Source organism: Ekhidna sp. (assembly GCF_040223195.1).
Classification (GTDB): domain Bacteria; phylum Bacteroidota; class Bacteroidia; order Cytophagales; family Cyclobacteriaceae; genus Ekhidna.
The window spans coordinates 432365-457966 of sequence record NZ_JAVKDX010000022.1; the positions used below are offsets into that span (position 1 = coordinate 432365).

The following is a 25602-nucleotide window of genomic DNA, read 5'->3' on the forward strand; positions in this document are numbered from 1 at the left end:
ATAACTCTTACAATTTATATACCCTTATTTCTGACTAAATGTTATTTGCTTCCTTTATATACACTTCGATGGCTCCAGTCATTGACGGAGCATTTGGAAGTGGCGCCTGAATATCCAAAATCAACCCTGCATCCTTCACTGCTTTGGAAGTAGTGGGCCCAAAGGCTGCAATCCTGGTATTGTTCTGCTTGAAATCAGGGAAGTTTTGGAATAGTGATTCTATCCCTGAAGGACTAAAGAAAGCGATGATATCGTAAGTGACATCATCCAAATCTGATAAATCTGAAGCTACTGTTCTATATATGGTTGCTTCAGACCACTCGTACCCATTTTCACTGAGAAAATCAGGGATATGCTCGGTGCGAATATTGGAGCATGGGAAAATAAATTTTTCGCCCTTGTGCTTCTTGATGACATTCAGCAGGTCTTCCGCAGTTCGTTCACCAGTAAAGATTTTTCGCTTTCTGATCACGATGTATTTCTGCAGGTAGTTTGCTGTTGTTTCAGAAATACAGAAGTATTTCATATCCGTAGGAATCTCAATCTTGCTTTCGGCAGCAAGTCTGAAAAAGTGGTCAACAGCATTTCTGCTGGTGAAGATCACGGCGGTGTGATCCAGAATGTTCACCTTTTGCTTTCTAAACTCTTTTATATCGACCGGGTCAATTTCAATGAACTGACGGAAGTCGATTTTCAAATTGTACTTTTCGGCTAATTTGTGATACGGTGAGTTTGGATCAGAAGGCTCTGGCTGTGATACTAAAATACTCTTTACACTCTTCAAACGCTCTTTATCCGTTACTAAAAGATCATCAGTCGCACTCATGTAGGTTTCTACGTTTTATGATTATTTGTAGAAAAATCCCAGTATAATTATAACAGGGATGATTTCTGTGGCACAAAGGTAGGAAATTATAATAAGTTTTTTATGCGGTGAATTATTAACAAATTTAAAAGTGAACCACACAATGAAGAGAATGAGCATGACGGGAAAAAGGACTAAAAATCCGTGTGATACCCACGACTGAGCCGGTAGGTTGATGATGAAATCTACTACCAAAAAAATGATTATGGGCGCAAGAAGGACAAGGTTGAAATTAAGGAAATCAAATAATTGGAAATTCCTTAGTCCCCTGAAGTGAAAGAGTTTAGCAATGACAGAAATCAGGGTCCACTTGGCGATAAATAAGGAAAATACAAGCACAGAAAGTCTGACCCATAACCAGAGATACTCTAATGTGCTATTCAGTTCACCAAAGAACTCGGTGCTGAGCATCTCATCCATATACAACCCTACAAATGAAAGCGAGAGCGCATAGAATGAAACCAGATACATGCTGGCAGTACTAAAAAAACTCGTATTGACAAATTCATAAGCACTGATCTTGAATGTAAAGGCTCGTTCCAGGATATAGGAAACCCGGGTGTTGTACCTGGAGAGTATAACACCCAGTGTAAAAGCCAAAATCACAAGACAAATAATGGTAAACTCTGAAAATGAATCCCGAATCTCTCTGGAAACCGGAACTTCATCTTTTACAACAACAAGCTCTTCATAAATCAACAGGTCGCAGGTCAGGTCTGCAAGCGTACCCTCGGTGCTTAGGGACAGATAAATGGTGTCTGATTTTACGTAATCAAACAGCTCAGATGGCTTGTAGAATTTACATCCCTCCACGTGATCAAACAGCTGGCCATCGATCCAGATGAACAACTTCTCTGGATTACAAATTCGAATTTCTCCGTTCGGAAGTGAGTTTAAAAACAAACCCGCCTGACTAGTTCCCTCCAAGGAAGTGATTGGATAAATTGCCCCATCACTATCCGTGCCAACCATTACTTTGGTGTAATCGGCAATCACAATCGTGTCCTGCTGTGCTGAAACGCTCGTGAGAACAAAAAAAAGAAAAATGGTTAGTAGCTGCCTCATTTAAAATCTGGAAATGTAACCGAAGTGGGCTTTCATGGTAGAAAAGGAAATCTCCTGATCCTTTGATTTGCCCATTGCCAAAGCAAAACTAAATTGACCAGCCGAAGTAGCAAGCGCAAACCCCAAACCCAGTCCAAAAGGCTGATCCGAAAAATTTTCCCGATCATAAATTAACTGGTCATAAAAAACGTAGGCATAGCTCCTGCTTTCAAAGAATGACCGAAACTCCATCCGGCTCATCAGGAAGTTTCTGGCAAAAAAAGATTTTTCATTAAACCCTCTAAGACTACTCAGTCCACCGATTCGATAGAGTTCATTGCGAAGGAGCTCATCATTCTCAAGGATGCCTCCACTAACCTGGTGAAAAAAAGCCTGGCGTTTTAGTGCTTTTAATTGATAGGTGATGTCCGCCTCAAAGCGGTAAAAATTGGACTGTGCCTGAATGGTGTCGTAATAAGCATCAGGGATACTCAGGTTTCTATCCACCTCCTTTCTCCCCGCAGAAATGGACGTGCTCCAGACTAATCCCTGCCTCAGTTGATTTAGCGAATTCCTTACTCCCCGGGTGACCCTTGCCTGATAGACGTTTCGGGAAAAGTCTGCTATGCCTGACTCTGAAATCGTTTCCAGATCGGTGGTGAGCAGGGTGCCAACTGTCCGTTCATACTCCAGAAACAATTCCGAGCGTGGGGCAATGTACGTGTGAACCCCCATTCCGACACGCCTTGTCAGAAAAGTAGTGTCCTGTTTTAAGAGGTCAAACCGGAAGGATGGGGCCAGCCTGGAATCCAGAAAGAAGGGATGCTTGTAAAACAGGTCCAGCCGCTGTGACTCTTCTGAAAACCGCTCCCAGGAAAATGTCAATTGCTTGCCTGACCGGAATAGATTCTGGATGTCCAACTCGATACTGCCCACGGCAGTAGTCTTTCCAGCCTGCGCCTGCTGCAAGCCCAGCACCCCTTGAAAAGTACTCGAAGCATCCTCTGCCAAATCCAGATAAACGGTGGCCTCCCGGTCGCTAAAGGATAGATCAGTCGGTCTTTGGATGCTTAGAAAAGAGGATCGTTGTACTTTCTCAGGGATGAGACGGTAATCTTTCTCACTAAAAGCTGTCCCCGGCACAATATCCAGTAGCTGGAAAATATATGATGAATTGGTTTTGGGCTTCTGAAAAAAGGAAGCAGAATCGTACCTGATTTCAGGCCCTGGATTGATCATTAGCGCCCCTGCCAAATCCTGATTTTCAAGGCTCAGCGAGTCTAGCTGAAGGGAAGCAAACGGATAGCCATGGTTGGCATACTCACTGAGTTTTTTCTCAAGCCTTTGCCTCAGTCTTTTGCCTTCCAGCCCCTCAATGTCTGAGCTGAATTTCTCTCCCTTATGAAAATAAATGTTTGTTTGTACCGAATCCTTTTCAACCGAATCAATCCCGGAAAAAAAGTACCCGTCATTCAGCCAATCGAGCTGGGTCTTTCTCAGGTGATTGGATAACCTGACAGAATCAGCAAAGACGCGATCACTAACTAGTTCACCATCCACGAAAAACCGGGAGCTGATCTGCGCCCCGGCAGAATGAGCGAATAGAAAAACCAGCAGAATCAGTGTTCTTTGCATCGGTCTTTGCAATTTAGCCCAAATCATGGCTGGCATCTACATTCACATCCCTTTTTGCCGACAGGCGTGTCACTATTGTGATTTTCACTTCAGCACCAACCTGAAAACCAAGGATGAAATGGTGCAGGCGATTGCCGCGGAGTTATCCCACAGAAAGGACTACCTGAAGGAGCCGGCTAGTACGGTCTATTTTGGTGGGGGTACGCCTTCCTTGCTTTCTCCAGATCAGCTTCACTTTTTACTCGATACAGTAAAGGAACATTTTAAACTGGAGCAAAATGTAGAGCTAACCATGGAGGCCAACCCAGAGGATCTGACTCCTTCGTATTCCAAAGAGCTTTTCAATTTGGGTGTGAATCGGCTGAGCCTGGGAATCCAGACATTTCATGAAGAAAAGTTGATCTGGATGAATCGGGCACATAATGCCAATCAAGCAAGGGAGGCTTTTGAAAATGCGCGGGCAGCCGGCTTTCAAAACATCTCACTCGACCTGATCTACGCAATACCGGATCACGATGAAAAAGCCTGGGAAAAGGACCTGCGAGCGCTGACTGAACTGAACCCGGAGCACATCTCCCTCTACGGATTGACCATCGAGGAAAAGACGGTATTTGGGAAATGGGAGCGGGAAAGCAAACTGATCCAGGTGCCGGAAGATGAGGCTGCCGCTCAGTACCTCTTTGCCATCGGCTTTCTGAACGACAAAGGGTACATCCAGTATGAGGTATCCAACTTTGGCAGGGAAGGCTTTCACTCCAGGCACAACAATGCCTATTGGTCTGGGGTGCCCTACCTGGGCGTGGGGCCTGGGGCGCATTCATTCGATGGAGCATCCCGCAGCTTCAACATACGGAATAATCCAAAATATATTCAAGCCATTCAGCAGAATGAGTCCTTTTCAGAAACGGAAACTTTGTCCAAAATCCAGCTGATCAATGAGCAAATCCTGACACAGCTCAGGACGAGAAACGGCTTGAACCTGGCAAAGATCAGTGAAACGAGTGGAGCGGATTTCCCAGAGGTCCATCGGGCACTTATCAACGAAATGAGTGGTCTCGACCTGATTGAGTTGGAAGATGGTTTTATGCGATTGAGACCCAAAGGATTTTTGGTAGCAGATGAAATTGCCCTAAGACTATTTTTTCCAGAATAACCCAAAAATTAGGACTTCTTATTTAAGTGCATTCAGCTCCTTTATCTCCAATCATCCCAACCGAATAATTGCTTAGGGATAATCCTAAATAACCAATACTTTTGAGGCCGGTATGGACGCAACAACGAAAAAGGCTCTTTTACTCCTAAAATCCCTGATCTTTCACTACCACGGCCTAGACGATGAGGAACGTGAAATGCTGGAGGATACCGCCAGCAAAATGCAGGCGCAGGAGGAGATGGAGTGGGCCAATAAGTTTATAGCCGAAGACTACCTGTCTGCCTTTGAGCGCTCGCGGGAGTTCCTTTCCAAAATCTTTTCCAAGATGAGCGAGTCTGACCGCATCAGGTACCTGATGGAGGTGTGGGAAGAAACGCACAAAAAAGGCTATGTGACGGAGATGGAAACCACTGCGATCCTGACCTTATCCAAAGACTGGCATGTGGAGAAGCAGTTTTTGGAGATTGTGAAGGGTTAAAGACTCATCATCTCCCTAAACCGTGCCGATTGCCTTCTGCTCACTTCGATTTTTTCGCCCCCTTTTAGCTGTACCAGGAGGCCACCGTTAAACCAAGTGTCGATGGACTCTACCCAACCCAGGTTGATGATGTGCTTTCGGCTGGCACGGAAGAAATGGCGGTCGTCCAGTCGCTCGTCCAGAGCATTTAGTGACTTATGGATCATCGGTTTGAACTTGTCAAAATACACTTTGATGTAGTTGCCATCTGACTCGAACAGACGCACATCCTCCAGCTTCACAAACCAGCACTTGTCCCCATCCTTGACAAAGACCTGATCATGACTGCTCAGCTTTTTGTCCTTCGCCGGCTTCTGGGCTGCTTTGATGGATACTTTATTCAGGCTCTCCGTCAGGCGTTCGGGCTGTATCGGTTTCAGCAGATAATCCAGCGCATTATAGTCGAAAGCTTTCAGGGCAAACTCATCGTAAGCCGTAGTGAAGATGACCTGTGGCACGCGCTCCATCTCTTCCAGCATTTCAAAGCCGGTCTTGCCCGGCATCTGGATGTCGAGAAATACCACATCCGGATCATGCTTTTCAATCTTCTCCATTGCCTCGTCCGGGTTGGCTGCCTCATCCACCACCTCTATTTCCGGATGATTGCTCAAAAGGGAAATGAGTTCCTTTCGTGCTAATCGTTCATCGTCTACTATAATCGCTTTCATGTGGTGTAAGTTAATTTTTCAATGGCACATGGAGTTTAGGTTTCTTACCATTATTGATTCATCAGTGGAATCCAGATGGAGGTCAATACCGTATTCTTATTTTCATTCTTGATTTCAAACCTGGCTGCTTCACCGTAGATCAGCTCCAACCGTTTGCTCGTGTTAGCCAGCCCAAAACCCTTTTCTAAATTTACTTCTTTTGGAAGTTGTCCCGTATTACGGATTTGAAGATGCAGTAGTTTTCTCTTTACACTAGTGGTAATATTTATCTCCCCACCGTGCTTCAGGTTAGATATACCGTGCTTGATGCCGTTTTCCACGAGTGTTTGCAGCATCAATGGAGGGATGGAATACCGCCCTGAATTTCGATCAATGTTGAACTTGGTGGTGAGGCGCTCTTCGTACCTGATGGACTCTAAGGCCAGGTAATCCATCACTGTTTTCAGCTCCTCCATGAAAGGAATGAGCATCTTCCGGTCGCTAATCAGGGAATTTCTCAAAATATGAGAAAGCTGCGTGATCGATTCCTTCGATTTCCGAGGATTTTCATCCACCAGTGCGCGGATGCTGTTCAGTGCGTTAAAAATGAAGTGTGGATTGAGTTGGGCTTTCAAATTGTTTAGCTCTACCTCTCGTGCTGCCGTCTCTGCTTTCAGGGATTTGTTGTATCGCTCCACATAGTGAAAAGCGAAATAGAAGATGGTCCAAATGAAATAGATGACCCAGTAAAACACGGTATTTACCAACGCTGTGATGACCATGAGTTCCGTGCGTGAGATGGTATGTGTCAGCAGTTCGATGATGTACAGATAAACGTAGTTTAATCCACTGAGCGCAAGGGTGACGATCAGCAGTCGTGGGATCAGCAATCTCAATCGAAGGTTGAGCCAGCCGCGATTGATAATCAGCCCCCTTAGTATGTGTGTAGTAGTGATGAAATAGACCACCTGATACAGGACCCCCAGAGCCTGGATGGTGTCAAACCTTTCGGCTACCGTATAAAGGAACACCTGGATGAACCCGTAGAGGCCCCAGCCCAAAATTTGACAAAGCCAATATATCCGCGTTTTGTTCATGAACGGCTAAAAGTACGCAAGGCGCTGATTTTAAACGAACTGAATTCGATGGAAGCGTGCATCCGCTGATGAGTGGTTTTTAACAAATCATTACCGTTTTTAACCGCACAATTAATGATAATTAACAAACTCACCGTCTCATTCGTCGTATGGAAGGACAGGACTAAAACTCAAACTCAAAACAAGGACAAAAATGAAATCACTACTTTTTCTAATGACACTTTCGGCTTCACTCTTCATTGGAATTGCTGAAGCTCCCATTCAAACTCACCAAGATTTGAATATGCAACTGGAAAGCGATATGGTATTCCAGAAGATGGTAAAAATCTATGACTATCAGGGATCGCTGGTGCGGGAAATTCCTTTGGATGATGTGGCCAACAACAAGATCAGTGTGATGGATCACATGATTCTGGAAGAAAGCGATTTTGCCTTCGACTATCACGGGGATTATTACTATTTCGGGGATTCCGAGAATATTCAGGCGGTGGTTAATTGAGCTCTGCCTGGAGAAATTTGCCAGTGTAGCTTTCTTTTACCTTAGCGATCTCCTCCGGGGTTCCCTGGGCGATAATTTCGCCTCCGGCAAAACCTCCCTCCGGACCAAGATCAATGATATAATCCGCCACCTTGATCACATCCATGTTGTGCTCAATGATGAGGACGGTGTTTCCCTTATTGACCAGCCGCTGTAGCACATCGAGCAGGTGCTCAATGTCCTGAAAATGCAGGCCGGTGGTAGGCTCATCCAGAATGTAAAAAGTCTTTCCGGTATCCTTTTTCGATAGCTCGGTCGCCAGCTTCACACGCTGGGCTTCTCCTCCGGAAAGTGTAGTGGCGTGCTGCCCAAGGGAGATGTATCCAAGGCCTACCTCGTCCAGTGTTTGCAGCTTTCGGACAATCCGTGGCTGATTCTCAAAGAAATCCACCGACTGGGATACGGTCATGTCCAGCACATCTGAGATTGATTTTCCTTTGAACCGAACTTCCAATGTTTCACGGTTGTACCTTTTTCCCTTGCAGGTTTCGCATGGCACATGTACATCCGGCAGGAAATCCATTTCAATGAGGCGCATCCCTCCACCACCACAGGTTTCACACCTTCCTCCCTTCACATTGAAGGAAAAGCGACCCGGCTTGTATCCACGGATCTTTGCCTCAGGCAGCTGCGAAAACAAGCTCCTGATATCGGAAAAAACCCCGGTGTAGGTGGCCGGGTTGGATCGAGGTGTTCGCCCGATTGGAGACTGATCCACCTCAATGATCTTATCCAACTCATCTACGCCTTTGATCACTTTATACGGCAATGGCTCCTGCCTGCTTCGATATAGCTGCTTCCTAAGTAGCGGATAAAGGGTCTCGTGGATCAGGGTGGACTTGCCGCTACCGGAAACCCCTGTGACCAGAATGAGATTGCCTAACGGCAACTTGAGATCAACGCCTTTTAGATTGTGCCCGGAGGCTCCATGCAGTTCCAGCCACTTTCCATTTGGTTTCCTGCGCTCCTTAGGAATTTCAATTTTTCGTTTCCCATTGAGGTAGTCGGCCGTAGAACTCCCCAGCTTTAAAAATTCCTGCGGATTGCCCTGTGCCACGATCTGCCCACCATGCCTGCCGGCCCCAGGACCGATATCCACCACCTCATCAGACTCCATCATCATGTCTTTGTCGTGCTCCACCACAATGACCGTATTTCCCAAATCCCTAAGGTCTTTCAGTGCCTGAATCAGCTTCACATTATCCCGCTGGTGCAATCCAATACTAGGCTCGTCCAGAATATAAAGCACATTGACCAGCTGAGTACCAATCTGCGTTGCGAGTCGAATTCGCTGTGCTTCACCTCCCGAAAGTGTCTTTAGCGGCCGGTTCAGGCTCAAATAATCGAGCCCCACATCCAACAAAAACCCAATTCGTTTCCTCAATTCTTTGAGTATCTCAGTAGCGATCACCAGCTGTCTTTCGGTGAGTCGCTCTTCCAGATTTTCCATCCACTTGCCCAGCGCATTTACATCCATTTCTGCAAGCTCTCCAATGTGCTTGTCGTCAATTTTGTAATGAAGGGCTTCCTTTTTCAGTCGATAGCCATCACAGCTGGGGCACACCCGAGTATCTGTAAACTCCTTGACCCAAGCCTGGATTTTTTCCGAGCCTCCATCTTTCTGTTTTTCCAGGAAGTTGATGATCCCCTCAAATTTTGTGTGCCAGTCTGTGCCCGGGTACTTGACTGAACTCACCGCCACCGGCACGCTATCCCCATAGAGCAACACGTTAATGATCTCTTCCGGTATTTTCTTAATCGGTGTGGAGAGGTTGACTTTGTTCCTCTTCAGAATCGCATCAATTTTTTTGAAAATCCAGATGTCGCGAAACTCCCCCAGTGGGGCTATCCCGCCACGGCTGATACTCAGGGAAGGGTCAGGGATTACGGACTCTTTCGAAATTTCTTCAATAACCCCAAGCCCGTTGCACTCCTGACAAGCCCCATATGGAGAATTGAAAGAGAAGGTGTTGGGGGCAGGGTCATCATAAGCGAGCCCGGTTTCCGGATCCATCAGGCTTTTTGAAAAGTGGGAAATGGTGCCGTCTTCTTTTTGGATCATCATCACTCCATCGCCATGGCGAAGGGAAGTATTGACAGATTCCCTGATTCGCTTCTTATCCTTTTCCGATACCTTAATCCGGTCAGTTACGATCTCGATATCGTGGGTCTTGTATCGGTCTACCTGCATCTTGGGGGCAAGATCCTGCACCTCACCATCTACCCGCACCTTGGTAAACCCAAGTTTCCTGATCTGAACAAATAGCTCACGGTAATGTCCCTTTCTTCCTTTGACCACTGGAGCCAGCAATACCAGCTTCTGCCCGTCATAGGTTTTCAGGATCATGTCGATAATCTGATCTTCGGACTGACGGGTCATTTTCTTGCCAGTCAGATAGGAGTAAGCTTCTCCTGCACGGGCATACAACAGTCGGAAAAAGTCGTAGATTTCTGTGACCGTGCCCACCGTGGAGCGGGGGTTTCTGGAGGTTGTTTTTTGTTCGATGGAAATCACCGGACTGAGCCCATCGATCTTGTCCACATCCGGCCGCTCCATATCCCCAATGAAAGAACGGGCGTAGGCGCTGAAGCTCTCCATGTATCTGCGCTGACCCTCCGCATAGATCGTATCAAAGGCAAGGGAAGACTTACCACTACCGCTGATTCCAGTGATGGTTATCAGTTTGTTGCGTGGCAGGGTCACATCAATGTTCTTGAGGTTGTGCTCCCGCGCACCAATGATTTCGATGACTTCCTCTCGCTTCTTCAACTTTCGGAAAGCCAATTAGAAGTTTGGACTGAGGTTGTACTTGTTGTAGAAATCATCTATCACATCCACGGCCTCAGTGGCGGTATCTACGATGTGAAAGAGATCCAGGTCCGGATTGCTGATATTTCCTACTTTTAGCATAGTTCCTTTCAGCCAGTCTACCAATCCCGACCAAAACTCCCGGCCCACTAAAACAATTGGAAACTGACCGATTTTTTTTGTCTGGATCAGGGTGAGTGCCTCGAACAATTCATCCATGGTGCCAAACCCTCCGGGCAATACAATGAATCCCTGGGAGTATTTTACAAACATCACTTTGCGCACAAAGAAGTAGTCAAAGTCAATGCTCTTGTCCCGATCGATATAAATGTTATTGTTTTGCTCGAAAGGAAGGTCAATGTTCAACCCCACGGATTTACCCCCTTGGGCATTTGCTCCTTTGTTACCAGCCTCCATGATGCCTGGTCCACCACCTGTAATAACCCCATAGCCGTGCCTTACCACCTTGGCGGCAATCTCCTCTGCGATCTTGTAGTATTTATCGTCTGGTTTGGTTCGGGCGGAACCGAAGATGGAAACACATGGCCCGATTTTGGCCATTTTTTCAAGGCCCTGTACAAACTCGCCCATTACCTTAAAGATCATCCAGGAGTCGGCACTTTTTATTTCATTCCAATCCCTTTCCTTGAAGGCCTGCAATATGCGTGCTTCCTCCTCTTTGCTAATGTTTTTTGCCATTTTCTATTTAAGTAAATCCTGCAGCGCATGGTCTAACGCCACAAACTGAAAATTAAATCCCGTGCCTTCTATTTTCTTGCTGGACACGCGATTGCCCCCGACTAATATATCGGACATTTCCCCCACAATCAATCGGAGCGCAAATTTAGGAACATTCGGCAGCCAGAGGGGTCTTCGGAGCTGAGATGCTAAAGATTTTGTGAAATCCTTGTTAGTGGCAGGCGATGAAGCCACTCCATTGTAAGTGCCTTCCAACCCCATTTTCAAAAGGTGAGCAAAAATCCCACAAAGGTCAGTAATGTGTATCCAGCTCATATACTGCCTCCCAGAACCGAGCGGAGCACCTATCCCATATTTAACAGGTCTGGCCATTTCCACCAGTGCACCACCTTTTTCACTCAGGACAATGCCGATGCGAACTTTGGAAACTTTTATTTTCAGGGATTTGAATTGATCGGTTTCGCTTTCCCAGTCGTCTACTACATCTGCAAGAAATCCATCTCCCTTCACGGATTCCTCACCCACAAGCTCTCCCCCGGAATCCCAACCGTAGTATCCAATGGCAGACGCTGAGATGAAATGCTTGAGTTTGGGATTTAATGCTTGGACTTTTTCCTTTAGCAATCTGGTGGAGTTGATGCGGCTATTGTAGATTTCTTCTTTCCAGCTTTCTGACCATCGCTTGTCCGACACCCCGGCTCCAGCCAGATGAATGATTGCGTCCGCAGAGGTGATGGCTTCCTCATCTATTTCTCCTTTTTTCACATCCCAGTAGAATGTCTGGTAGCGTTTTTGCGTTGGGTTTCGTGACAGGTGGGTGACCTTATAGCCTTTGGTGGTGAGAAGTTGGCTAAGTTCGCTCCCCACCAGGCCGGTTCCTCCTGTGATAAGTACCGTTTTGATTTGGTCGTTTAGATTTGTTGAAGACATGGAAAAAATCGTTTATAAACATACTCTCGGATACCTGCTTTTGTTCACTGCCTTGGTGACTTTCTCTCAAAACAACTATGGCACCAAAACAGAGTCTACTCAATTGTCCCTGGAAGGTAAGACACTTAGGGGGTACCGTACAAATTTTGACTATGGATGGGAAGAGGTGAGAAGAGGCTGGTGGGAGTATGCCCGCAAATTTGGCAGCCCGCTCAACATGAAAACCTACTATAAGGTGACCATCCCATCGGAAACCACAGACGGAAATGTGGACCTGGAGATTTTTACCCAGACCACCGAATGCAAGGGAGGGACTGATTTTTTTCTGGGGCTGGAGAATGAGACCTACAAGGAGCAGGCACTGGCCCTGCTGATTGACTTCAAGAAAAGCTTTTACATCAATGACCTGGTGGAAGAAATTGAAGAAAAACAGAAACTGGCAGATGACCTGGGAGACGAGTATCGTGAGATGGTGCTTGAGAGCAGGAAGCAGAAATTGCTTCAGAAAATCAATCAACTGGAAAAAGAGGTGGAAGCCTTAAAGGAGAGGATAAAGGAGGTTGAGCGGGCAGGTTAATTCATAATTTTTTAATCCAGAATTACCAAAAATCCTATTTGGGTAGTCTACTTTCACCATTTCTTACCTATTTGAATATGAAAAAAATATGGCTTGTGTTCCTCATTGGCATTTCCCTCTCATGCTCGGAATCGGGATCTGATCCGTGTGTTGAATTTGATAAAGTGGATCGGGAAATGCTAGACCTGATTGAGCAGGTCCGGGCGAAGTATCAGACAAATCAGAGGTTCCTCCGAAATTTCAACATGGAGCAGGTCTATTGGATTCAGTATCGCGATACTCACCTAAAGGCCATTTATCCGGAAGATTGGTCGAGACACTACAGAAAAGAATTTGGAAAGGAGGTCTTCAATCCTTGCAAATGCAAAGAAATGACACGGTATACTAAGGAACGAATCAAAGAACTGAAACTGTGGATGAGTGGTGGGCCGGCAGAGCAAGATAACTGCCCCAGCTTATGGAACGAATAAAAAAAGGGAGACTCAAAAATGAGTCTCCCTTTTCCTCTTTGAATGGCAACTTAAAATTCATACCTAAAGCCTAAACTTACCCTTGTTCCAGGAGACCTGGCTTCAAAGGTTTCATTAGGCAGTCCAAGGCTTTCGTACTCCCATTCTCTTTTATCATTAAGAACGTTATCGACTTTTAGAGTCAATCTCATATTATCGTCTTGTCCAAAACTCTTGATAGCACTAAAGTTTAGACTATTGAATGGAACACTGTAGACATCAGCAAAGCCGTTGACTCCTCCAGTATAGGTAAGTGTTTTGCCTTGAACATTGTAATATAACCCAACTTCAAGGCCCTTTTCGAAGTTGTCATAAGACAGTCCTGCGTTTATAATGTATGGGGATTGTCCTTGAAGTTCTCGTCTATTATCAATTTCTTGCCCTGGTCGCGCAACCGCTTGTCTCGCCTCAAATTCTTGTCTGGTCATAGTTATCTCTGACACAGACAATGTTGTATTTCCATTGATAAAGAAATTCTCTAATGATTGAGATATGAAGTTTAAACTCTTCTTAAACTCTATCTCGGTACCATATACTGTGGCATCACCCACATTTTGAGGCTGGAAAGTTTTGCTTGAAGCAGCTGATCGCAATTGAACAATTTCTATTGGATCACTCATGGTCTTGTAAAATGCAGAAACGGATAGTGTCTCTCCACGTTTTCCAAACACCTCCCATCTCAAATCAAAATTATCAATAAGGGTGGATCTAATATTACCATCCCAAAGTGTATCACCCTGATTAATTATTGGACTTAAGGCACCTAAAAATGTTCTATCAGTAAGTGGATCGAAGTATTCAATAAATGAGGCTTCCTTGAATGAGTATCTAGCAATTGTGCGAGTATAGGCAAGTCTCAAATTTTGATTCTCCTTTAAACTGTAAATGAAATTCCCGGTTGGGAACAAGTTGAATTCATCAACCACCTTTTCATTATTGAGTTCAATATTTCTTTGATTTATCCCCGTGTATCTTTGGGTATAATCCTCACCCCTGATGCCCAAAATTGCCTTCAATTTATTAACAGGACTCAATTCAGTGGAAACGTAGAAAGAATATATTGATGATGTGGCATCATATTGATTCACATTTCCACCAATAAACTGAGCGATATAGAAGTTCCCCTCCTCGTTTGGAAAAAGATTCTCCTCATCAGTGATCTCATTATAGTTTCCAGTAAAGTCTTGTTGCTGAATATTCCAATCAAAACCTCGAATAATAAAATTCCTTTCTTTATAAGTTGAGCCGACACCAAAACTGATTTTTGCATCATTTTCAAATGCTACAAAATTTTTGATTGCGTCAAGTTTTCCTGCATAATTAACCTCATCTAATTCCCTCCAAATCCTGATTGGGAAATTGGTGTTACCGGCAGATATTTCAACTTCTCCAGTGAATTGCTGATTTCCATCTCTTAACCTTTCATACAGCGTGTTTCTAACATCCGGATCGGTTATTTTGGAAATCGTCGGAGACAAACCCCACTCAAATTTCCATGTATCTAGAAAGTGTTCACCTGAAAGATAAAAATTGGTTAAGGATTTCTGTGAATACTCCAGGTTATTGGAAACACCTATCAAATCCGTCCCAACTTCAATAGTCCGTTCCAGATCAAACGAACCTGCTTTAGTTTCTCCACTTTGAAGTCTAAGGATGTTCAGCTTATATTTCGCATTATCTCTTTTCAATGCTACACCAGCTAATCCACCAATTAAGACGTTATTTACTCCAAACTCACCAACTCGCTGGTCAGCTAACGATAACTCATCTCTATCAGATCTAACCAAATAAGTATTGTAAACAGCATCATCATAGTATTCAGTACTGTTTTTATAGGAAATGGCAAAGCTGTAACCTAAAGTTCCCAATGAGATGGGCTTCTGATTGCCATAAGAAAAACCAAAATTATAATCCATAAAGCTTCTTTCTCTAAGTGCCCCCATTTGAGGATTAAATCCTCTCAATTGAGCACTGTATACTTGCTGATCTGCTGGCGAGAGAAGCGTAGGATTATTTACATTCTGAAATAATTCTCCATCTGAAATATGCAGTTCACGAGTGCCATCATCAAATCCTAGCCAATCCGTTTTTCCTCCTTCGTAGGTCAAATAGTCACTATTGAAGTGCATGGATGGATTATAACCAAAGCCAAATGAGGCAGTCATGCTTTTAACATCCGGCACGTCTTTCGTCTCTATGTTTACAAGACCTCCAGTAAAATCTGCTGGGAGATTTGCAGTAAAAGTTTTTGAAACTATTACGTTATCCAAGACATTCGTTGGAAAAATATCCATCTGAAGGCTATTTCTATCTGGATCTAGCCCTGGAATATCCATTCCATTTAGGAGGGTCTTGGTGTATCTATCACCTAAGCCCCTAACATAGACATATTTGCCTCCTTCAATAGAAACACCCGTAATTCGTTTAGCTGCAGATGCGGCATCACTATCGCCTATTTTTCTGAAGCTGGCCGCAGAAATACCATCTATTAAGTTGGCTGATTTTCTTTTTACTGTCAACAATGCCGCTTCAGTTGTTTTTACCACTTCAGCAGTCACAACTACTTCGTCCAAGAGAGCGACATCTTCTTTTAGGTTAATCTGATCAATTAACGTTACTTCATTGGCTTCAACAATCAACCCACTAATTGTGATTGTTTGAAACGAAACAAAAGATGCCTGTAAATCATAAGTACCAGGACTCGTTTTAATTTCAAACTTTCCATCAAAGTCTGTAATAGCACCATTGGTGGTGCCTTTAATTTGTACTGTTACTCCGAAGAGTGGTTCTCCATTGGAATCTTCGATTACTGTTCCTCGAATAATCCCTTGTTGCCCAAATGCATTAATTGAAACTATCAAAAAGGCGAATAAAAAATATTTCATAAAAACGAATTAATTACACTTTAATCTGTATGAATAAAAGCCCGACGATCGCTCATCGGGCTTTCAAACTCTTTACATTATGGATTCTTAGAATGCTCCTCTAGCATCAGCTACAGTCCATCCCGTGAATTGTGCTTCATTAGCTCCAGCATTGGTTGGAGAAGAAACAATTGTAGATTTAGCTGCATCCAAGAAATCTCCAGGTGCAGTTGTAACAGGCTCATCATCATCATCAGTCCAAGTATCGATAATTTCGATATTTGTGAAAGTGTTTGTGATACCAGTTTTACCATCAGTCATGTCGTAAGAATCTCCTGTGTCTTCAGTCATTCCGTAGAAATAAATTCCAGAAAGTGTAACGTTGGTATCATCGTCTACGTCGATAGCACCTGCAGAACCACCCAGTTCAACAGAGAAGTTTGAGATAGTGTGAACGCTAGTCTGAGTATCATCAGAACCTTCGCCACCATCAAGTTCGAAAGCTTTATCGCCAGGGTTGATGATGATTCCATTGTCGATAGTACCTGCATATCCTTGGTCAGTATCAACTGCATCGTCACCATTGTTCCACACGAGAACATGAGAAACGTTAACTGTTCCACCGAAGAACTCAACTCCATCATCTTGGTTAGCAATTACTTCAATGTGATTTACGGTAGTTCCAGAACCAACACCACCGAAAGTGATACCGTTGATTTCGTTTCCTTCACCAATGTTAGATCCACCGTGTCTTACAGAAACATAAGTAATTGTTCCTGAATTGTCCGCAGCAGTAGATCCACCATAGATTCCATTATCGTCAGATGGTGGAATTCCTTCGATGTTAGCAGTAGCTGCATCTCCTGATACGAAGATAGGAGCATTTCCAAGTACTATTAGACCTCCCCAAAGACCGTCAACATCATCAGATAGGTTAGGGCTTGCAAAATTTCCAGCAGCCACATCAGAAACAGTAATTTCGTCTGCTCTTGAAGTGAAGATGATAGGTGCGCTAGCCGTACCTGCAGCATTAAGAGTAGCTCCTTGAGCAATGATTAAAGCAGTTGCATTAGCACCAGTTCCTGCATTTCCTTTGATGATAGTTCCAGCCTCGATTGTCAATGTTGCGCCTGATTCAACAGCAATTCTGTCGTCAAGCACATAAATTGAATCCGCTGACCAAGTTACATCTGAAGTAATGTTTGAAGTAACAAGTACACCAAGACCACCTTCAATAACTTCTACTTCTTCAATGATGGTTGTGGAGTCATCATCACCGCAAGAAACCATAACAAGGGTTCCTGCGATTAGCGTTGCGATAGCAAATAATTTTTTCATTTCGTTTTTGCGATTTTAAATATTTCGATAGATCAATTTGTACTCGCAAAATTGACTGCCTAATGTTAACTGCTATCGGATGCGCTGTTACGATATCATTAAACTAATGTGATGTTTGTTAGGCCACTGTTACAATTGTTAAGGAATTGTAAAGAGACAACCATAAAATAATCTTTTGTGTCTATCGCTATTTTGCGATGTTAACCTTAGATAATATGGATTTAATGATGTCGTGGGTGGTTACTTCATCTGCTTCCGCCTCGTAGTTCAGCAAAATGCGGTGGTTGAGCACATCATCCGCTATTTCCTTCACGTCTTCAGGCAACACATAGTCCCGCTCATTGAAGAACGCCATCGCCTTGGCGGCCAGGTTCAGGTTAATGGATGCCCTTGGCGAAGCTCCAAACTGGATGTACTGAGCCTCCTCGGTGAGTTTGTACTCTTGTGGATTTCGTGTGGCAAATACCAACTCGATAATGTATTTCTCAATCGACTCTGAAACCGTCACGTTGTTGATCTCATTTCTGATGGAGAAGATGTCTTCTTTCGTAAGGACCGTTTCCAGTTGGGGATTGAAGCTCATGTTGGAGATTCTTCGCATCACCTGTAGCTCATCGTCCTTACTCAAATAGCCCACCTTTACTTTCAGCATGAATCGATCCACCTGGGCTTCCGGTAGCGGATAGGTTCCTTCCTGATCGATCGGGTTTTGAGTGGCCAGCACCAGGAAGGGCCGGTCCAGTTTGTAGGTGGTCTCCCCAATAGATACGGTTTTTTCCTGCATCGCCTCCAGCAGTGCAGACTGCACTTTAGCCGGAGACCGGTTTACCTCGTCCGCCAGGATCAGGTTGGCAAAGATGGGGCCCTTTTTTACCTCAAACTCAGCTTTCTGCTGATTGTAAATCATGGTTCCCACCAAATCGGCCGGGAGCAAATCGGGCGTAAACTGGATACGTTGAAAGTCAAGCTTCAACACATCTGCCAGTGCATTCACGGTAAGCGTCTTGGCCAGGCCGGGTACGCCCTCAAGCAAAATATGGCCCTGCGTAAAGAGTCCGACCAGCAGCCTGTTGACCATATACTCCTGCCCGATCACCACTTTACCCACCTCAGAAATAACCTTGTGGATTTTCTCCTGATGTTCTTTTTGAAGGTCCTTATCGATCACTTGCTCTTCCATGCTTACTTATTTGAATTTGGCTTGCAAAAATATTAGATACTTCAAATTTGAAAAGAAGGATTTGAAGTGTGGGTTAATGCAAGGATTTTCGGCGTTAAATCTTGTTAATTGCAGCCGGTCGTCTTAAGAATTTCCTGTTGAATGTCCGAATGATCAGTCGGGTACCCTTGTCATAAGTGAAATAACTCCATATCCAGTTGTTCAAAGTAATCAGCTTGTTTCTGAAGCCAATGAGGTACATGATGTGAACAAACATCCAAATGATCCAGGCCATGAAGCCCCTGAAGTGCATCCCGTTGGGCATATCTACCACCGCCTTATTTTTTCCGATGGTGGCCATGGATCCTTTATCAAAATATTTGAAAGGAATAAATTCTGATCCCGAAATCTTCCTTCGTAAGTTGTTTGCCAGATGTCTCCCTTGCTGAATGGCCACCGGAGCAACCATTGGGTGTCCACTAGGGAATTTATCGCTTTGCATCATGGCCACATCCCCGATGGCAAAAATATTTTCTGTCCCTTTCACTCTGTTAAACTCATCCACCAAAATTCTGCTTCGCTCAACAGAACGGGCATCAAGGCCATCTACAACATTTCCCCTGACCCCCGCAGACCAGATTACTGTTGCCGATTCGATGTATCCTGAATTTAACTTTACACTATCTCCATCATAGTCCTCAACAAAGGTGTTTAACTGAACATTGATCCCCATCTTTCCAATGTACCGAAGGGCTTCCTTCCCGGCAAAATCACTCATGCCATTCAGTAATCTATCCGAACCTTCTATTAGGTGAATTTTCATCTGGGAGAAGTCCAGATCCGGGTAGTCCTTAGGTAAAATATGCTTCTTCAACTCTGCCAGCGCGCCGCTTACTTCCACGCCCGTTGGGCCGCCCCCCACTACCACGATATTCATCATTTTCTCAAGCTCCTTCTCATCCTTTGTCATCACGGCCTGTTCAAAGTTTTGGAGGATATGACTTCTCAAGTCTAAGGCATGCACGATCCGCTTTAGGGGCAAGACCTTTGGACGAAAATCTTTCTTGTTGAAGTAATTGGTGACCGAGCCATTGGCCATAACCAAATAATCATATGACAAGCTGCCCACAGTGGTTTCAATTTCATTTTTAGACGGGTGCACCCCTGTCACTTTTACCATCCTAAAGAGATAATTGGCCTGGCCATCGAAGGCTTTGCGAAGTGGGCCGGCAATGGAATCGGGCTCCAGGCCTGCTGTGGCTACCTGGTATAAAAGTGGCTGGAACGTATGAAAATTATTCTTGTCAAGGAGAACCACCTGAGCCTTCGTTTTCCTTAATCCTTTAGCCAGATTCAAGCCGCCAAATCCCCCTCCAACGATAACTATCCTTGGAAGGCTGGATTCAGGAATGGCAAGTGAGAGGTGTTGGGGTATTGGCATACTTTTTTTGATGAAAACAGCCTCCTCCCTCAAATAATTTCCAAAGTCAGGTTTTTATTTGACTGAATACAAAATACATCTCAGCGGCAATCTGTCGGCACCTTTCATCGTAGGTTTTCGTCTCTCCGGGAGTGCCGTCCGAAACCTTGGGATCTTCATAAAATAGCTTGATCCTGGCATCCGCCCCCAGTACTAGCGGACAGTCTGCGTCTGCCTCCGAGCAGGTCATGATGGCCGCAAAACCGGAGGCAGGATTTGCCGGGTCATCAAAGGTTTTTGAGTAGCATATTATAGGCTCTATTGACGCGTCAAATTGAACCTTGTATTGGGGGTTTTTACCATCACCTCCTTTTATCGTAAATCCTGCACGTTCTAAAGATGCCACTGCATTTGGGTGGAAAGCGGTAGCTTCCGTACCCCCTGAAAATGTCTCAACCTTGACTCCAAAATAGGCTGCCATCGTTTGTGCCCATACCTGGCTCAGGTGGCTCCTCCGGGAATTGTGCGTACAGATAAAGTTGAGTTTTGCACCGGAGCGTCCCTGAATATAATTAATCAAATCAGCCAGGATGGCTTTTCGTGGCTCATCCAGCTCGGTATGCCCGAGTGAAGAAATGTATTGCTTTAATTTTTTATTCATAATGAAAAAAGGGTGGCTCAAAGGGTCTAGATTCTTCCTTCGTCAGAATGACAGTTTCAGTAGGAAAGACCTTTTGAGCCACAACTAAATTAACAACATCCTGCCAGTTCCTTTTTACTTTCTCCGACAGATTGTCTGCCGCCCATTTTATCGTCATCCTTGAGAAAATGATACACTTCCCACTCGTACCCGTCCGGATCTCTCACCCAAAACTTATCCTGCACAGCATAGCAGCAAGATGTGTTTTTCTCTTCCAATTCGATTTTCATCAAAGCCTCCAGCTCCCCTTTCTTTGCTACCAGTTCTTCCTGGGAATTCACCCGGATCCCCATATGGCCAAAACGCGGCTGGGCTTCCCTGGATTCAATAAAAGAGATCACCAGTCCGGGATTTTCCAGCTCAAACTTGCTGTATCCTTTTTCTACCTTGACCGGCTTTTGGCCAAAGAGTTTTTCGTAAAAAATGGTTGTTTGCTCAATGTCAGACACATTTAGTCCTACATGAAATTTGAATTGTTCCATAATATTTGATTTAGTTTGTTACATAGCATTTTTCGAAGCGAACTTCCGCTTCCGGATTTCCTACTACCCAGCGATAGCCATCCGGGTCGATCAAGCCAATCGACTGATCAATCACCTCACAATCACTGTTCAGTTTCTCCACAGATTTGAACCTACTCATGCGCGCTCCAATTTTTTCAAGCTTGTCTTTGTCCGAAATCCTCAGTTCAAAATCAGCGTCCTGTTCCGTTGCTTTTCCCTCTATCACTTCCAGTTGAAAATCATTTATGGTGAATTGCATTCGGTCAACCCCCATCCGGTCCGGCATCCGGTCAAACAGTGCCCGATAGAAGACGAGGCTGTTGTTTAGATTTTCACTTTTAACAAAGTATTTTTTCATCGTTATATCGTATTATTACGATTAAAAAGATCAAATTTTTTTAACAGCACTCTGCAGGGTTATAGCTATCCATTAAGCCCTGCAGCCGCTCTTTCACGCCATTCCAAACCTCCGCATTGATGCAGTAGCACATAGAGGTGCCTTCCACTGTCCCCTTGATCAGCCCTACACTTTTCAATTCTTTCAAATGCTGAGAGATAGTTGCCTGGGCCAGGCCCAGTTCCTCCACCAGATCGCTGTTGATGCATTGATTGGCTTTAATCAAATGCTCGAGAATTGCTACCCGCGCAGGATGAGCAAATGCTTTGGCCACTAGTGCCAGTTCATTTTGCTCAGAAGTAAATAAGTCGGTTTTGCTAATTCCCATATCGTAATATTACGATGAATAGATTATTTGGTTGTGAAATAATATTTTTTTCTTAACCAGAATGCCACACGCACCAGTAAAATTAATGCAGGAACTTCTACCAAAGGTCCTATCACCCCTGCAAAAGCCTGCCCTGAATTAAGTCCAAACACAGCAATTGCAACGGCAATGGCTAATTCGAAATTATTGCCAGCAGCCGTAAAGGCTACCGAAGCATTTTTGTCATATTCCGCTCCCATGGCCTTGCTTATAAAAAACCCGATCAGGAACATGAGCACAAAATAAATCAACAGAGGTAAGGCTATTCTGAGCACATCCAGGGGAATTTCAACGATCAGCTGACCTTTCAGGGAAAACATCACCATAATGGTAAATAGGAGAGCAATCAAGGTCATCGGAGATATGGTAGGAATAAAGACATTTTTGTACCAATCCTCACCTTTCATCTTTACCAGGATCAGCCTACTGAAAATTCCGGCCACAAAAGGAATCCCCAGGTAAATGGCCACACTCTCAGCAATGGTGACAATGGAAATATCCACGATTGCGCCATCAAAACCGAAGTAGGGAGGCAGCTTGGTGATAAACAGCCAGGCATAAAAACTGTATCCAAACACCTGAAAAATACTATTGAGTGCCACCAGCCCTGCCCCATATTCACTGCTGCCTTCCGCCAGATCATTCCACACCAGTACCATGGCTATGCATCGGGCCAGGCCAATCAAAATCAACCCGATCATATACTCAGGGTAGTCCTGAAGAAATGTTATGGCCAAAATGAACATCAGCAATGGACCCACAATCCAGTTGAGAAATAAAGACAGGCTGAGAATCTTTACATTTCGAAATACTTTGGGCAATAGGGAATAATTCACTTTGGCAAGTGGCGGATACATCATTAGGATCAATCCAATGGCTATGGGCACGTTGGTGCTACCCGAACTCATCGCATTGACCGTGTCTGCCACAAAAGGAAAAAAATATCCAATACCAACCCCCAGTGCCATTGCTGTAAAAATCCAAAGTGTAAGGTTTCTATCCAGAAAGCTTAGTTTCTTCATACCATTCATTTATTTATCGCAATATTACAATGAATAGATAAGAATCAAAAGTTTGTATCTTTTGCCTATGATCAATTTGGCTAAGCTCATTCTGAAAATTCTACCCTGGCTGCTGACCGTCGGTTTGCTGTCGTGGATGCTCCTGCAGGAAAAAATGAATTTCTCTAAAGAACGTGTGACGAAAATAGAGACGAATACCATTCTTACCCGAGTGGAGCAAATGGGCAAAATGGAACTGGTGAAATACAACTTCCAGGAAGTGACTGAGGTGAAAAAAATCGCCAATGAGATTGATTTGAAGATCTTCAAATACAAACCCATACCTGACTCCAAAGCTGTACTTATCAGCCAGGGTAGTGCTGTCGGGTGCATCGATTTTGCTAAAATCAAACCGGAAGATATCAGCATCGAAAATGACACAGTGTACCTTTCGCTCCCTGCTCCAGAGATCTGCTACTTCAAAATTGACCTGGAAAAATCCCGGTTGTACGACCTACAGATTGACTACATGCGGCAGGATGAACGCAAGAATTTCATTCAGGAATTGTACAAGGTGGCCGAGCAGGAGATAAAAAATTCTTCCATACAATCCGGCATCCTGGAGCAGACCCGTGAAAATGCACACGCTGTGCTCCGACCCATGTTGGAGGGTATCTCCGGCCGGGTGGTAATCCTGAGCTTTCGCATGGATGAACCGATTATTAAGGAGCCAGGGTTATAAGGGACTTGCCCAAACCCACAAACCGCTTTATCATTGCTTTCACCCCATGGAGAAATTTGTAGAGGTACGAAAACTGATCGCCGACAAAAACCCAAAGCTGCTGAAATGGCTGCCTGGTTTTGTTATCCGATGGATCGAAAAGATTATCCATCAGGATAGGATCAACGCCTTCATGTGGGCAAACAAAGATGCAGACGCATTCGAATTTTGTGAAGCAGCTGTGAAAGAATTAAACCTGAAGCTCAGTATCAAAGGCATGGAGCATGTGCCACAACCTCCGCAAAGCTGCATCTTTGTGAGCAACCACCCTTTCGGAGGGATGGATGCGATTACCATTATTCACCTGCTGAGAGACGTTCGTCCAGATATCACCTTCATTGTGAATGACTTGCTGATGGCGGTGAAGAACCTGAAAGAGAAATTTGTGGGAGTAAATAAAGTAGGACGAAGTGCGGCAGAATCCCTGCAAAAAGTAGAAGAGCAGTTTGCTTCCAATACCGCCACCTTTCTCTTCCCTTCAGGATTGGTAAGCCGAAAGGTCCATGGTGAGATCATGGACCTGGAGTGGAAAAAGACATTTGTGACCAAAGCCAAAAAATACGGCAAGCCAGTAGTGCCGGTGCACATAGACGGACGGCTGACCAACCGGTTTTATCGAATGGCCAGGATCAGAAAATTTTTAGGCATTAAATTGAATATCGAAATGTTCTTCCTGGTGGATGAGCTTTTCAAGCAGGAAAACAAAACGGTGAACATTGTGATTGGTGAGCCGGTTTTACCAAATACCTTCACCATTGAAAAAAACGACTTTGAATGGGCGCAGTGGATGAAGGGAGAAGTTTATAAATTGAAAGAAGCGTGAGCAAAAGCCAACAGGACATAATACCCCCGGTTGATAGAGACCTGATAGAGCAGGAGCTCAATGACGAGCGCTTTGTGCGGGACACCAACAAGGGCGGCAATAAAATCTACATCATCAATCACCACAATTCCCCTCACACCATGCAGGAGGTGGGGCGTCTGCGGGAAGTTTCGTTCCGATATGCCGGAGGGGGTACTGGTGAGGCCTTGGATATCGATGAGGCAGATACCAGCGAGCGGTGCTACGAGCAGCTGGTGGTATATAGTCCTGAGGATCGGGAAATCATTGGTGGATACAGATTCATCACCGGAGAGCGAGCCCAAAATCCGGAGACAGGAGAGTTTGACCTGTCCACTGCACATTACTTCGATTTCTCTGATCAGATGAAAAAAGAATTTCTGCCTTACTCGATTGAGCTGGGCAGGTCGTGGGTGCAGCCCAACTACCAGCCGGGGATCAACCCACGCAAAGGGTTATTTGCCTTAATGAATATCTGGGACGGGCTGGGTTGCCTGGTGACCAGCTACCCGGACATCAAATACTTCTTTGGGAAGGTGACGATGTACACCAGCTACAACAAAGAAGCACGCGACATCCTACTTTCGTTCATGGCGCATTACTTCCCCAACCGACTGAGCCTATGCGAGCCGAAACCGGAACTAAAAGCCGGATTCGATGATCGTCTTTTTAAGGAACACTTCACCACCGATCTGGACTATCAGGAAGGTTTCAAGCTACTGCACAAGCTCCTGAAAGAACGAGGCGAGTTTGTTCCTCCACTGATCAATATTTACATGAGCCTGTCATCCACCATGATGACGTTTGGTACCGCCCAGAATCCTGATTTCGGAGATGTGGAAGAAACGGCTATTCTGGTAACCATTGCAGACATCCACCAGGAGGTGATTGATCGGCATGTGAATTATTGATTAAAAGACCCAAATTAATCTATTGCAATTTTCAATGGTTCATATAAATTTGCAGTCCTTTTCAAAGGAAGAAGGATAAGCGAGAGTAGCTCAGCTGGTAGAGCACAACCTTGCCAAGGTTGGGGTCGCGGGTTCGAATCCCGTCTCCCGCTCAAACAGATTGTAGATTTGAAAAATTTACGATTTTAGATTTTGGCCCTCAGGGGCCATTTTTGTTAGCACATGTTTAGTGCCAGTTCAATCTAAGATCAAAAATCTACAATAGTAATTTGCCTCGGTGGTGGAACCTGCCTGCGGTAG

General features: G+C 44.6%; 25 protein-coding genes and 1 tRNA gene. 9 read left to right on the forward strand and 17 right to left on the reverse strand.

Features of this window, described 5'->3' with window-relative positions; genetic code table 11:
- Nucleotides 1-34: 34 nt before the first annotated feature.
- Genes RLN88_RS15635 through RLN88_RS15645 form a run of 3 tightly spaced genes read right to left on the reverse strand, consistent with a single transcriptional unit; the run spans nucleotide 35 to nucleotide 3544 of the window.
- Nucleotides 35-826, reverse strand: a complete 792-nt coding sequence (locus RLN88_RS15635) for a uroporphyrinogen-III synthase (protein WP_350222352.1) — start codon at nucleotides 824-826, stop codon at nucleotides 35-37.
- Between the two features lie 21 nt (nucleotides 827-847).
- A complete protein-coding gene (locus tag RLN88_RS15640) occupies nucleotides 848-1930 on the reverse strand; it encodes a DUF4271 domain-containing protein (RefSeq protein WP_350222353.1) in 1083 nt (360 codons plus the stop codon).
- On the reverse strand, nucleotides 1931-3544 hold the full coding sequence (locus tag RLN88_RS15645; protein ID WP_350222354.1) for a BamA/TamA family outer membrane protein: 1614 nt from the start codon (nucleotides 3542-3544) through the stop codon (nucleotides 1931-1933).
- A 25-nt stretch (nucleotides 3545-3569) separates the two neighbouring features.
- Between RLN88_RS15645 and hemW the strand changes: the two genes are divergently transcribed.
- Both hemW and RLN88_RS15655 read left to right on the forward strand, forming a co-directional pair.
- Nucleotides 3570-4697, forward strand: coding sequence for a radical SAM family heme chaperone HemW (gene hemW / locus RLN88_RS15650; protein WP_350222355.1), 1128 nt, complete (start codon nucleotides 3570-3572; stop codon nucleotides 4695-4697).
- 112 nt (nucleotides 4698-4809) lie between these two features.
- On the forward strand, nucleotides 4810-5175 hold the full coding sequence (locus tag RLN88_RS15655) for a hypothetical protein (RefSeq protein WP_350222356.1): 366 nt from the start codon (nucleotides 4810-4812) through the stop codon (nucleotides 5173-5175).
- Here RLN88_RS15655 and RLN88_RS15660 read toward each other — a convergent pair.
- Nucleotides 5172-5882, reverse strand: a complete 711-nt coding sequence (locus tag RLN88_RS15660; protein WP_350222357.1) for a LytR/AlgR family response regulator transcription factor — start codon at nucleotides 5880-5882, stop codon at nucleotides 5172-5174. The two genes, RLN88_RS15655 and RLN88_RS15660, sit on opposite strands and share 4 nt — an antisense overlap.
- A 50-nt stretch (nucleotides 5883-5932) precedes the next feature.
- Nucleotides 5933-6922, reverse strand: coding sequence for a sensor histidine kinase (locus RLN88_RS15665; protein ID WP_350222358.1), 990 nt, complete (start codon nucleotides 6920-6922; stop codon nucleotides 5933-5935).
- A 229-nt stretch (nucleotides 6923-7151) separates the two neighbouring features.
- Here RLN88_RS15665 and RLN88_RS15670 point away from each other — a divergent pair, with 229 nt between their 5' ends.
- Entirely contained in the window at nucleotides 7152-7457 is a 306-nt protein-coding gene (locus RLN88_RS15670; protein WP_350222359.1) for a hypothetical protein, read from the forward strand.
- On the opposite strand, the gene uvrA is transcribed toward RLN88_RS15670, so the two are convergent.
- From uvrA to RLN88_RS15685, 3 genes are read right to left on the reverse strand one after another with little or no spacing between them, the layout of a single operon-like run.
- On the reverse strand, nucleotides 7450-10281 hold the full coding sequence (uvrA, locus tag RLN88_RS15675) for an excinuclease ABC subunit UvrA (protein ID WP_350222360.1): 2832 nt from the start codon (nucleotides 10279-10281) through the stop codon (nucleotides 7450-7452). The two genes, RLN88_RS15670 and uvrA, sit on opposite strands and share 8 nt — an antisense overlap.
- Complete coding sequence (locus tag RLN88_RS15680) at nucleotides 10282-11004, reverse strand: LOG family protein (protein ID WP_350222361.1); 723 nt, start codon at nucleotides 11002-11004, stop codon at nucleotides 10282-10284.
- Nucleotides 11005-11007: 3 nt separating this feature from the next.
- Nucleotides 11008-11934 (reverse strand): TIGR01777 family oxidoreductase, encoded by a 927-nt coding sequence (locus RLN88_RS15685; RefSeq protein WP_350222362.1) that lies wholly within the window; start codon nucleotides 11932-11934, stop codon nucleotides 11008-11010.
- On the opposite strand from RLN88_RS15685, the gene RLN88_RS15690 reads away from it, so the two are divergent.
- Both RLN88_RS15690 and RLN88_RS15695 read left to right on the forward strand, forming a co-directional pair.
- Nucleotides 11933-12511 (forward strand): hypothetical protein, encoded by a 579-nt coding sequence (locus RLN88_RS15690; RefSeq protein ID WP_350222363.1) that lies wholly within the window; start codon nucleotides 11933-11935, stop codon nucleotides 12509-12511. The two genes, RLN88_RS15685 and RLN88_RS15690, sit on opposite strands and share 2 nt — an antisense overlap.
- Nucleotides 12512-12588: 77 nt before the next feature.
- Complete coding sequence (locus RLN88_RS15695) at nucleotides 12589-12981, forward strand: lysozyme inhibitor LprI family protein (protein ID WP_350222364.1); 393 nt, start codon at nucleotides 12589-12591, stop codon at nucleotides 12979-12981.
- A gap of 50 nt (nucleotides 12982-13031) precedes the next feature.
- Here RLN88_RS15695 and RLN88_RS15700 read toward each other — a convergent pair whose 3' ends face one another.
- The 9 genes from RLN88_RS15700 to arsB all read right to left on the reverse strand — a co-directional run bounded on the left by RLN88_RS15700 (nucleotide 13032) and on the right by arsB (nucleotide 22799).
- Nucleotides 13032-15905 (reverse strand): TonB-dependent receptor, encoded by a 2874-nt coding sequence (locus RLN88_RS15700; RefSeq protein WP_350222365.1) that lies wholly within the window; start codon nucleotides 15903-15905, stop codon nucleotides 13032-13034.
- Nucleotides 15906-15992: 87 nt separating this feature from the next.
- The gene (locus tag RLN88_RS15705; protein ID WP_350222366.1) at nucleotides 15993-17222 is read right to left on the reverse strand and encodes a beta-helix domain-containing protein; all 1230 of its coding nucleotides are present in this window, start codon (nucleotides 17220-17222) and stop codon (nucleotides 15993-15995) included.
- 187 nt (nucleotides 17223-17409) lie between these two features.
- Nucleotides 17410-18402 (reverse strand): AAA family ATPase, encoded by a 993-nt coding sequence (locus tag RLN88_RS15710; RefSeq protein WP_350222367.1) that lies wholly within the window; start codon nucleotides 18400-18402, stop codon nucleotides 17410-17412.
- 94 nt (nucleotides 18403-18496) lie between these two features.
- Nucleotides 18497-19822 carry an NAD(P)/FAD-dependent oxidoreductase gene (locus RLN88_RS15715; protein ID WP_350222368.1) on the reverse strand — a complete coding sequence of 442 codons (1326 nt, stop codon included), beginning with the start codon at nucleotides 19820-19822 and terminating at the stop codon, nucleotides 18497-18499.
- Between the two features lie 46 nt (nucleotides 19823-19868).
- Complete coding sequence (locus tag RLN88_RS15720; protein ID WP_350222369.1) at nucleotides 19869-20462, reverse strand: arsenate-mycothiol transferase ArsC; 594 nt, start codon at nucleotides 20460-20462, stop codon at nucleotides 19869-19871.
- Between the two features lie 89 nt (nucleotides 20463-20551).
- Nucleotides 20552-20983, reverse strand: a complete 432-nt coding sequence (locus RLN88_RS15725) for an ArsI/CadI family heavy metal resistance metalloenzyme (protein ID WP_350222370.1) — start codon at nucleotides 20981-20983, stop codon at nucleotides 20552-20554.
- A 10-nt stretch (nucleotides 20984-20993) separates the two neighbouring features.
- Nucleotides 20994-21362 (reverse strand): VOC family protein, encoded by a 369-nt coding sequence (locus RLN88_RS15730; protein ID WP_350222371.1) that lies wholly within the window; start codon nucleotides 21360-21362, stop codon nucleotides 20994-20996.
- 40 nt (nucleotides 21363-21402) lie between these two features.
- The gene (locus RLN88_RS15735; RefSeq protein ID WP_350222372.1) at nucleotides 21403-21729 is read right to left on the reverse strand and encodes an ArsR/SmtB family transcription factor; all 327 of its coding nucleotides are present in this window, start codon (nucleotides 21727-21729) and stop codon (nucleotides 21403-21405) included.
- 23 nt (nucleotides 21730-21752) lie between these two features.
- Nucleotides 21753-22799 (reverse strand): ACR3 family arsenite efflux transporter, encoded by a 1047-nt coding sequence (gene arsB, locus RLN88_RS15740; protein WP_350222373.1) that lies wholly within the window; start codon nucleotides 22797-22799, stop codon nucleotides 21753-21755.
- A 58-nt stretch (nucleotides 22800-22857) separates the two neighbouring features.
- Here arsB and RLN88_RS15745 point away from each other — a divergent pair, with 58 nt between their 5' ends.
- The 4 genes from RLN88_RS15745 to RLN88_RS15760 all read left to right on the forward strand — a co-directional run bounded on the left by RLN88_RS15745 (nucleotide 22858) and on the right by RLN88_RS15760 (nucleotide 25454).
- A complete protein-coding gene (locus tag RLN88_RS15745; protein WP_350222374.1) occupies nucleotides 22858-23511 on the forward strand; it encodes a DUF4230 domain-containing protein in 654 nt (217 codons plus the stop codon).
- A complete protein-coding gene (gene glsA / locus RLN88_RS15750; protein WP_350222375.1) occupies nucleotides 23480-24373 on the forward strand; it encodes a 1-acyl-sn-glycerol-3-phosphate acyltransferase in 894 nt (297 codons plus the stop codon). Before RLN88_RS15745 ends, glsA begins: the two co-directional genes overlap by 32 nt.
- Nucleotides 24370-25302, forward strand: a complete 933-nt coding sequence (gene glsB / locus RLN88_RS15755) for a glycine N(alpha)-acyltransferase GlsB (protein ID WP_350222376.1) — start codon at nucleotides 24370-24372, stop codon at nucleotides 25300-25302. The genes glsA and glsB overlap by 4 nt, the downstream gene beginning before the upstream one ends.
- A 79-nt stretch (nucleotides 25303-25381) precedes the next feature.
- Nucleotides 25382-25454, forward strand: a tRNA-Gly gene (locus RLN88_RS15760).
- The last annotated feature ends 148 nt before the right edge of the window (nucleotides 25455-25602 follow it).

Coding starts and splice junctions, on each gene's coding strand:
- RLN88_RS15690 (WP_350222363.1), top strand. CDS start 11,933: ATGGAAAAAATCGTTTATAAACATACTCTCGGATACCTGCTTTTGTTC.
- RLN88_RS15700 (WP_350222365.1), bottom strand. CDS start 15,905: ATGAAATATTTTTTATTCGCCTTTTTGATAGTTTCAATTAATGCATTT.
- RLN88_RS15655 (WP_350222356.1), top strand. CDS start 4,810: ATGGACGCAACAACGAAAAAGGCTCTTTTACTCCTAAAATCCCTGATC.
- glsA (WP_350222375.1), top strand. CDS start 23,480: ATGAACCGATTATTAAGGAGCCAGGGTTATAAGGGACTTGCCCAAACC.
- RLN88_RS15645 (WP_350222354.1), bottom strand. CDS start 3,544: ATGCAAAGAACACTGATTCTGCTGGTTTTTCTATTCGCTCATTCTGCC.
- RLN88_RS15730 (WP_350222371.1), bottom strand. CDS start 21,362: ATGAAAAAATACTTTGTTAAAAGTGAAAATCTAAACAACAGCCTCGTC.
- RLN88_RS15660 (WP_350222357.1), bottom strand. CDS start 5,882: ATGAAAGCGATTATAGTAGACGATGAACGATTAGCACGAAAGGAACTC.
- RLN88_RS15680 (WP_350222361.1), bottom strand. CDS start 11,004: ATGGCAAAAAACATTAGCAAAGAGGAGGAAGCACGCATATTGCAGGCC.
- RLN88_RS15640 (WP_350222353.1), bottom strand. CDS start 1,930: ATGAGGCAGCTACTAACCATTTTTCTTTTTTTTGTTCTCACGAGCGTT.
- RLN88_RS15735 (WP_350222372.1), bottom strand. CDS start 21,729: ATGGGAATTAGCAAAACCGACTTATTTACTTCTGAGCAAAATGAACTG.
- hemW (WP_350222355.1), top strand. CDS start 3,570: ATGGCTGGCATCTACATTCACATCCCTTTTTGCCGACAGGCGTGTCAC.
- RLN88_RS15695 (WP_350222364.1), top strand. CDS start 12,589: ATGAAAAAAATATGGCTTGTGTTCCTCATTGGCATTTCCCTCTCATGC.
- RLN88_RS15635 (WP_350222352.1), bottom strand. CDS start 826: ATGAGTGCGACTGATGATCTTTTAGTAACGGATAAAGAGCGTTTGAAG.
- RLN88_RS15725 (WP_350222370.1), bottom strand. CDS start 20,983: ATGGAACAATTCAAATTTCATGTAGGACTAAATGTGTCTGACATTGAG.
- RLN88_RS15685 (WP_350222362.1), bottom strand. CDS start 11,934: ATGTCTTCAACAAATCTAAACGACCAAATCAAAACGGTACTTATCACA.
- arsB (WP_350222373.1), bottom strand. CDS start 22,799: ATGAATGGTATGAAGAAACTAAGCTTTCTGGATAGAAACCTTACACTT.
- RLN88_RS15705 (WP_350222366.1), bottom strand. CDS start 17,222: ATGAAAAAATTATTTGCTATCGCAACGCTAATCGCAGGAACCCTTGTT.
- RLN88_RS15715 (WP_350222368.1), bottom strand. CDS start 19,822: ATGCCAATACCCCAACACCTCTCACTTGCCATTCCTGAATCCAGCCTT.
- RLN88_RS15710 (WP_350222367.1), bottom strand. CDS start 18,402: ATGGAAGAGCAAGTGATCGATAAGGACCTTCAAAAAGAACATCAGGAG.
- RLN88_RS15670 (WP_350222359.1), top strand. CDS start 7,152: ATGAAATCACTACTTTTTCTAATGACACTTTCGGCTTCACTCTTCATT.
- RLN88_RS15745 (WP_350222374.1), top strand. CDS start 22,858: ATGATCAATTTGGCTAAGCTCATTCTGAAAATTCTACCCTGGCTGCTG.
- RLN88_RS15720 (WP_350222369.1), bottom strand. CDS start 20,462: ATGAATAAAAAATTAAAGCAATACATTTCTTCACTCGGGCATACCGAG.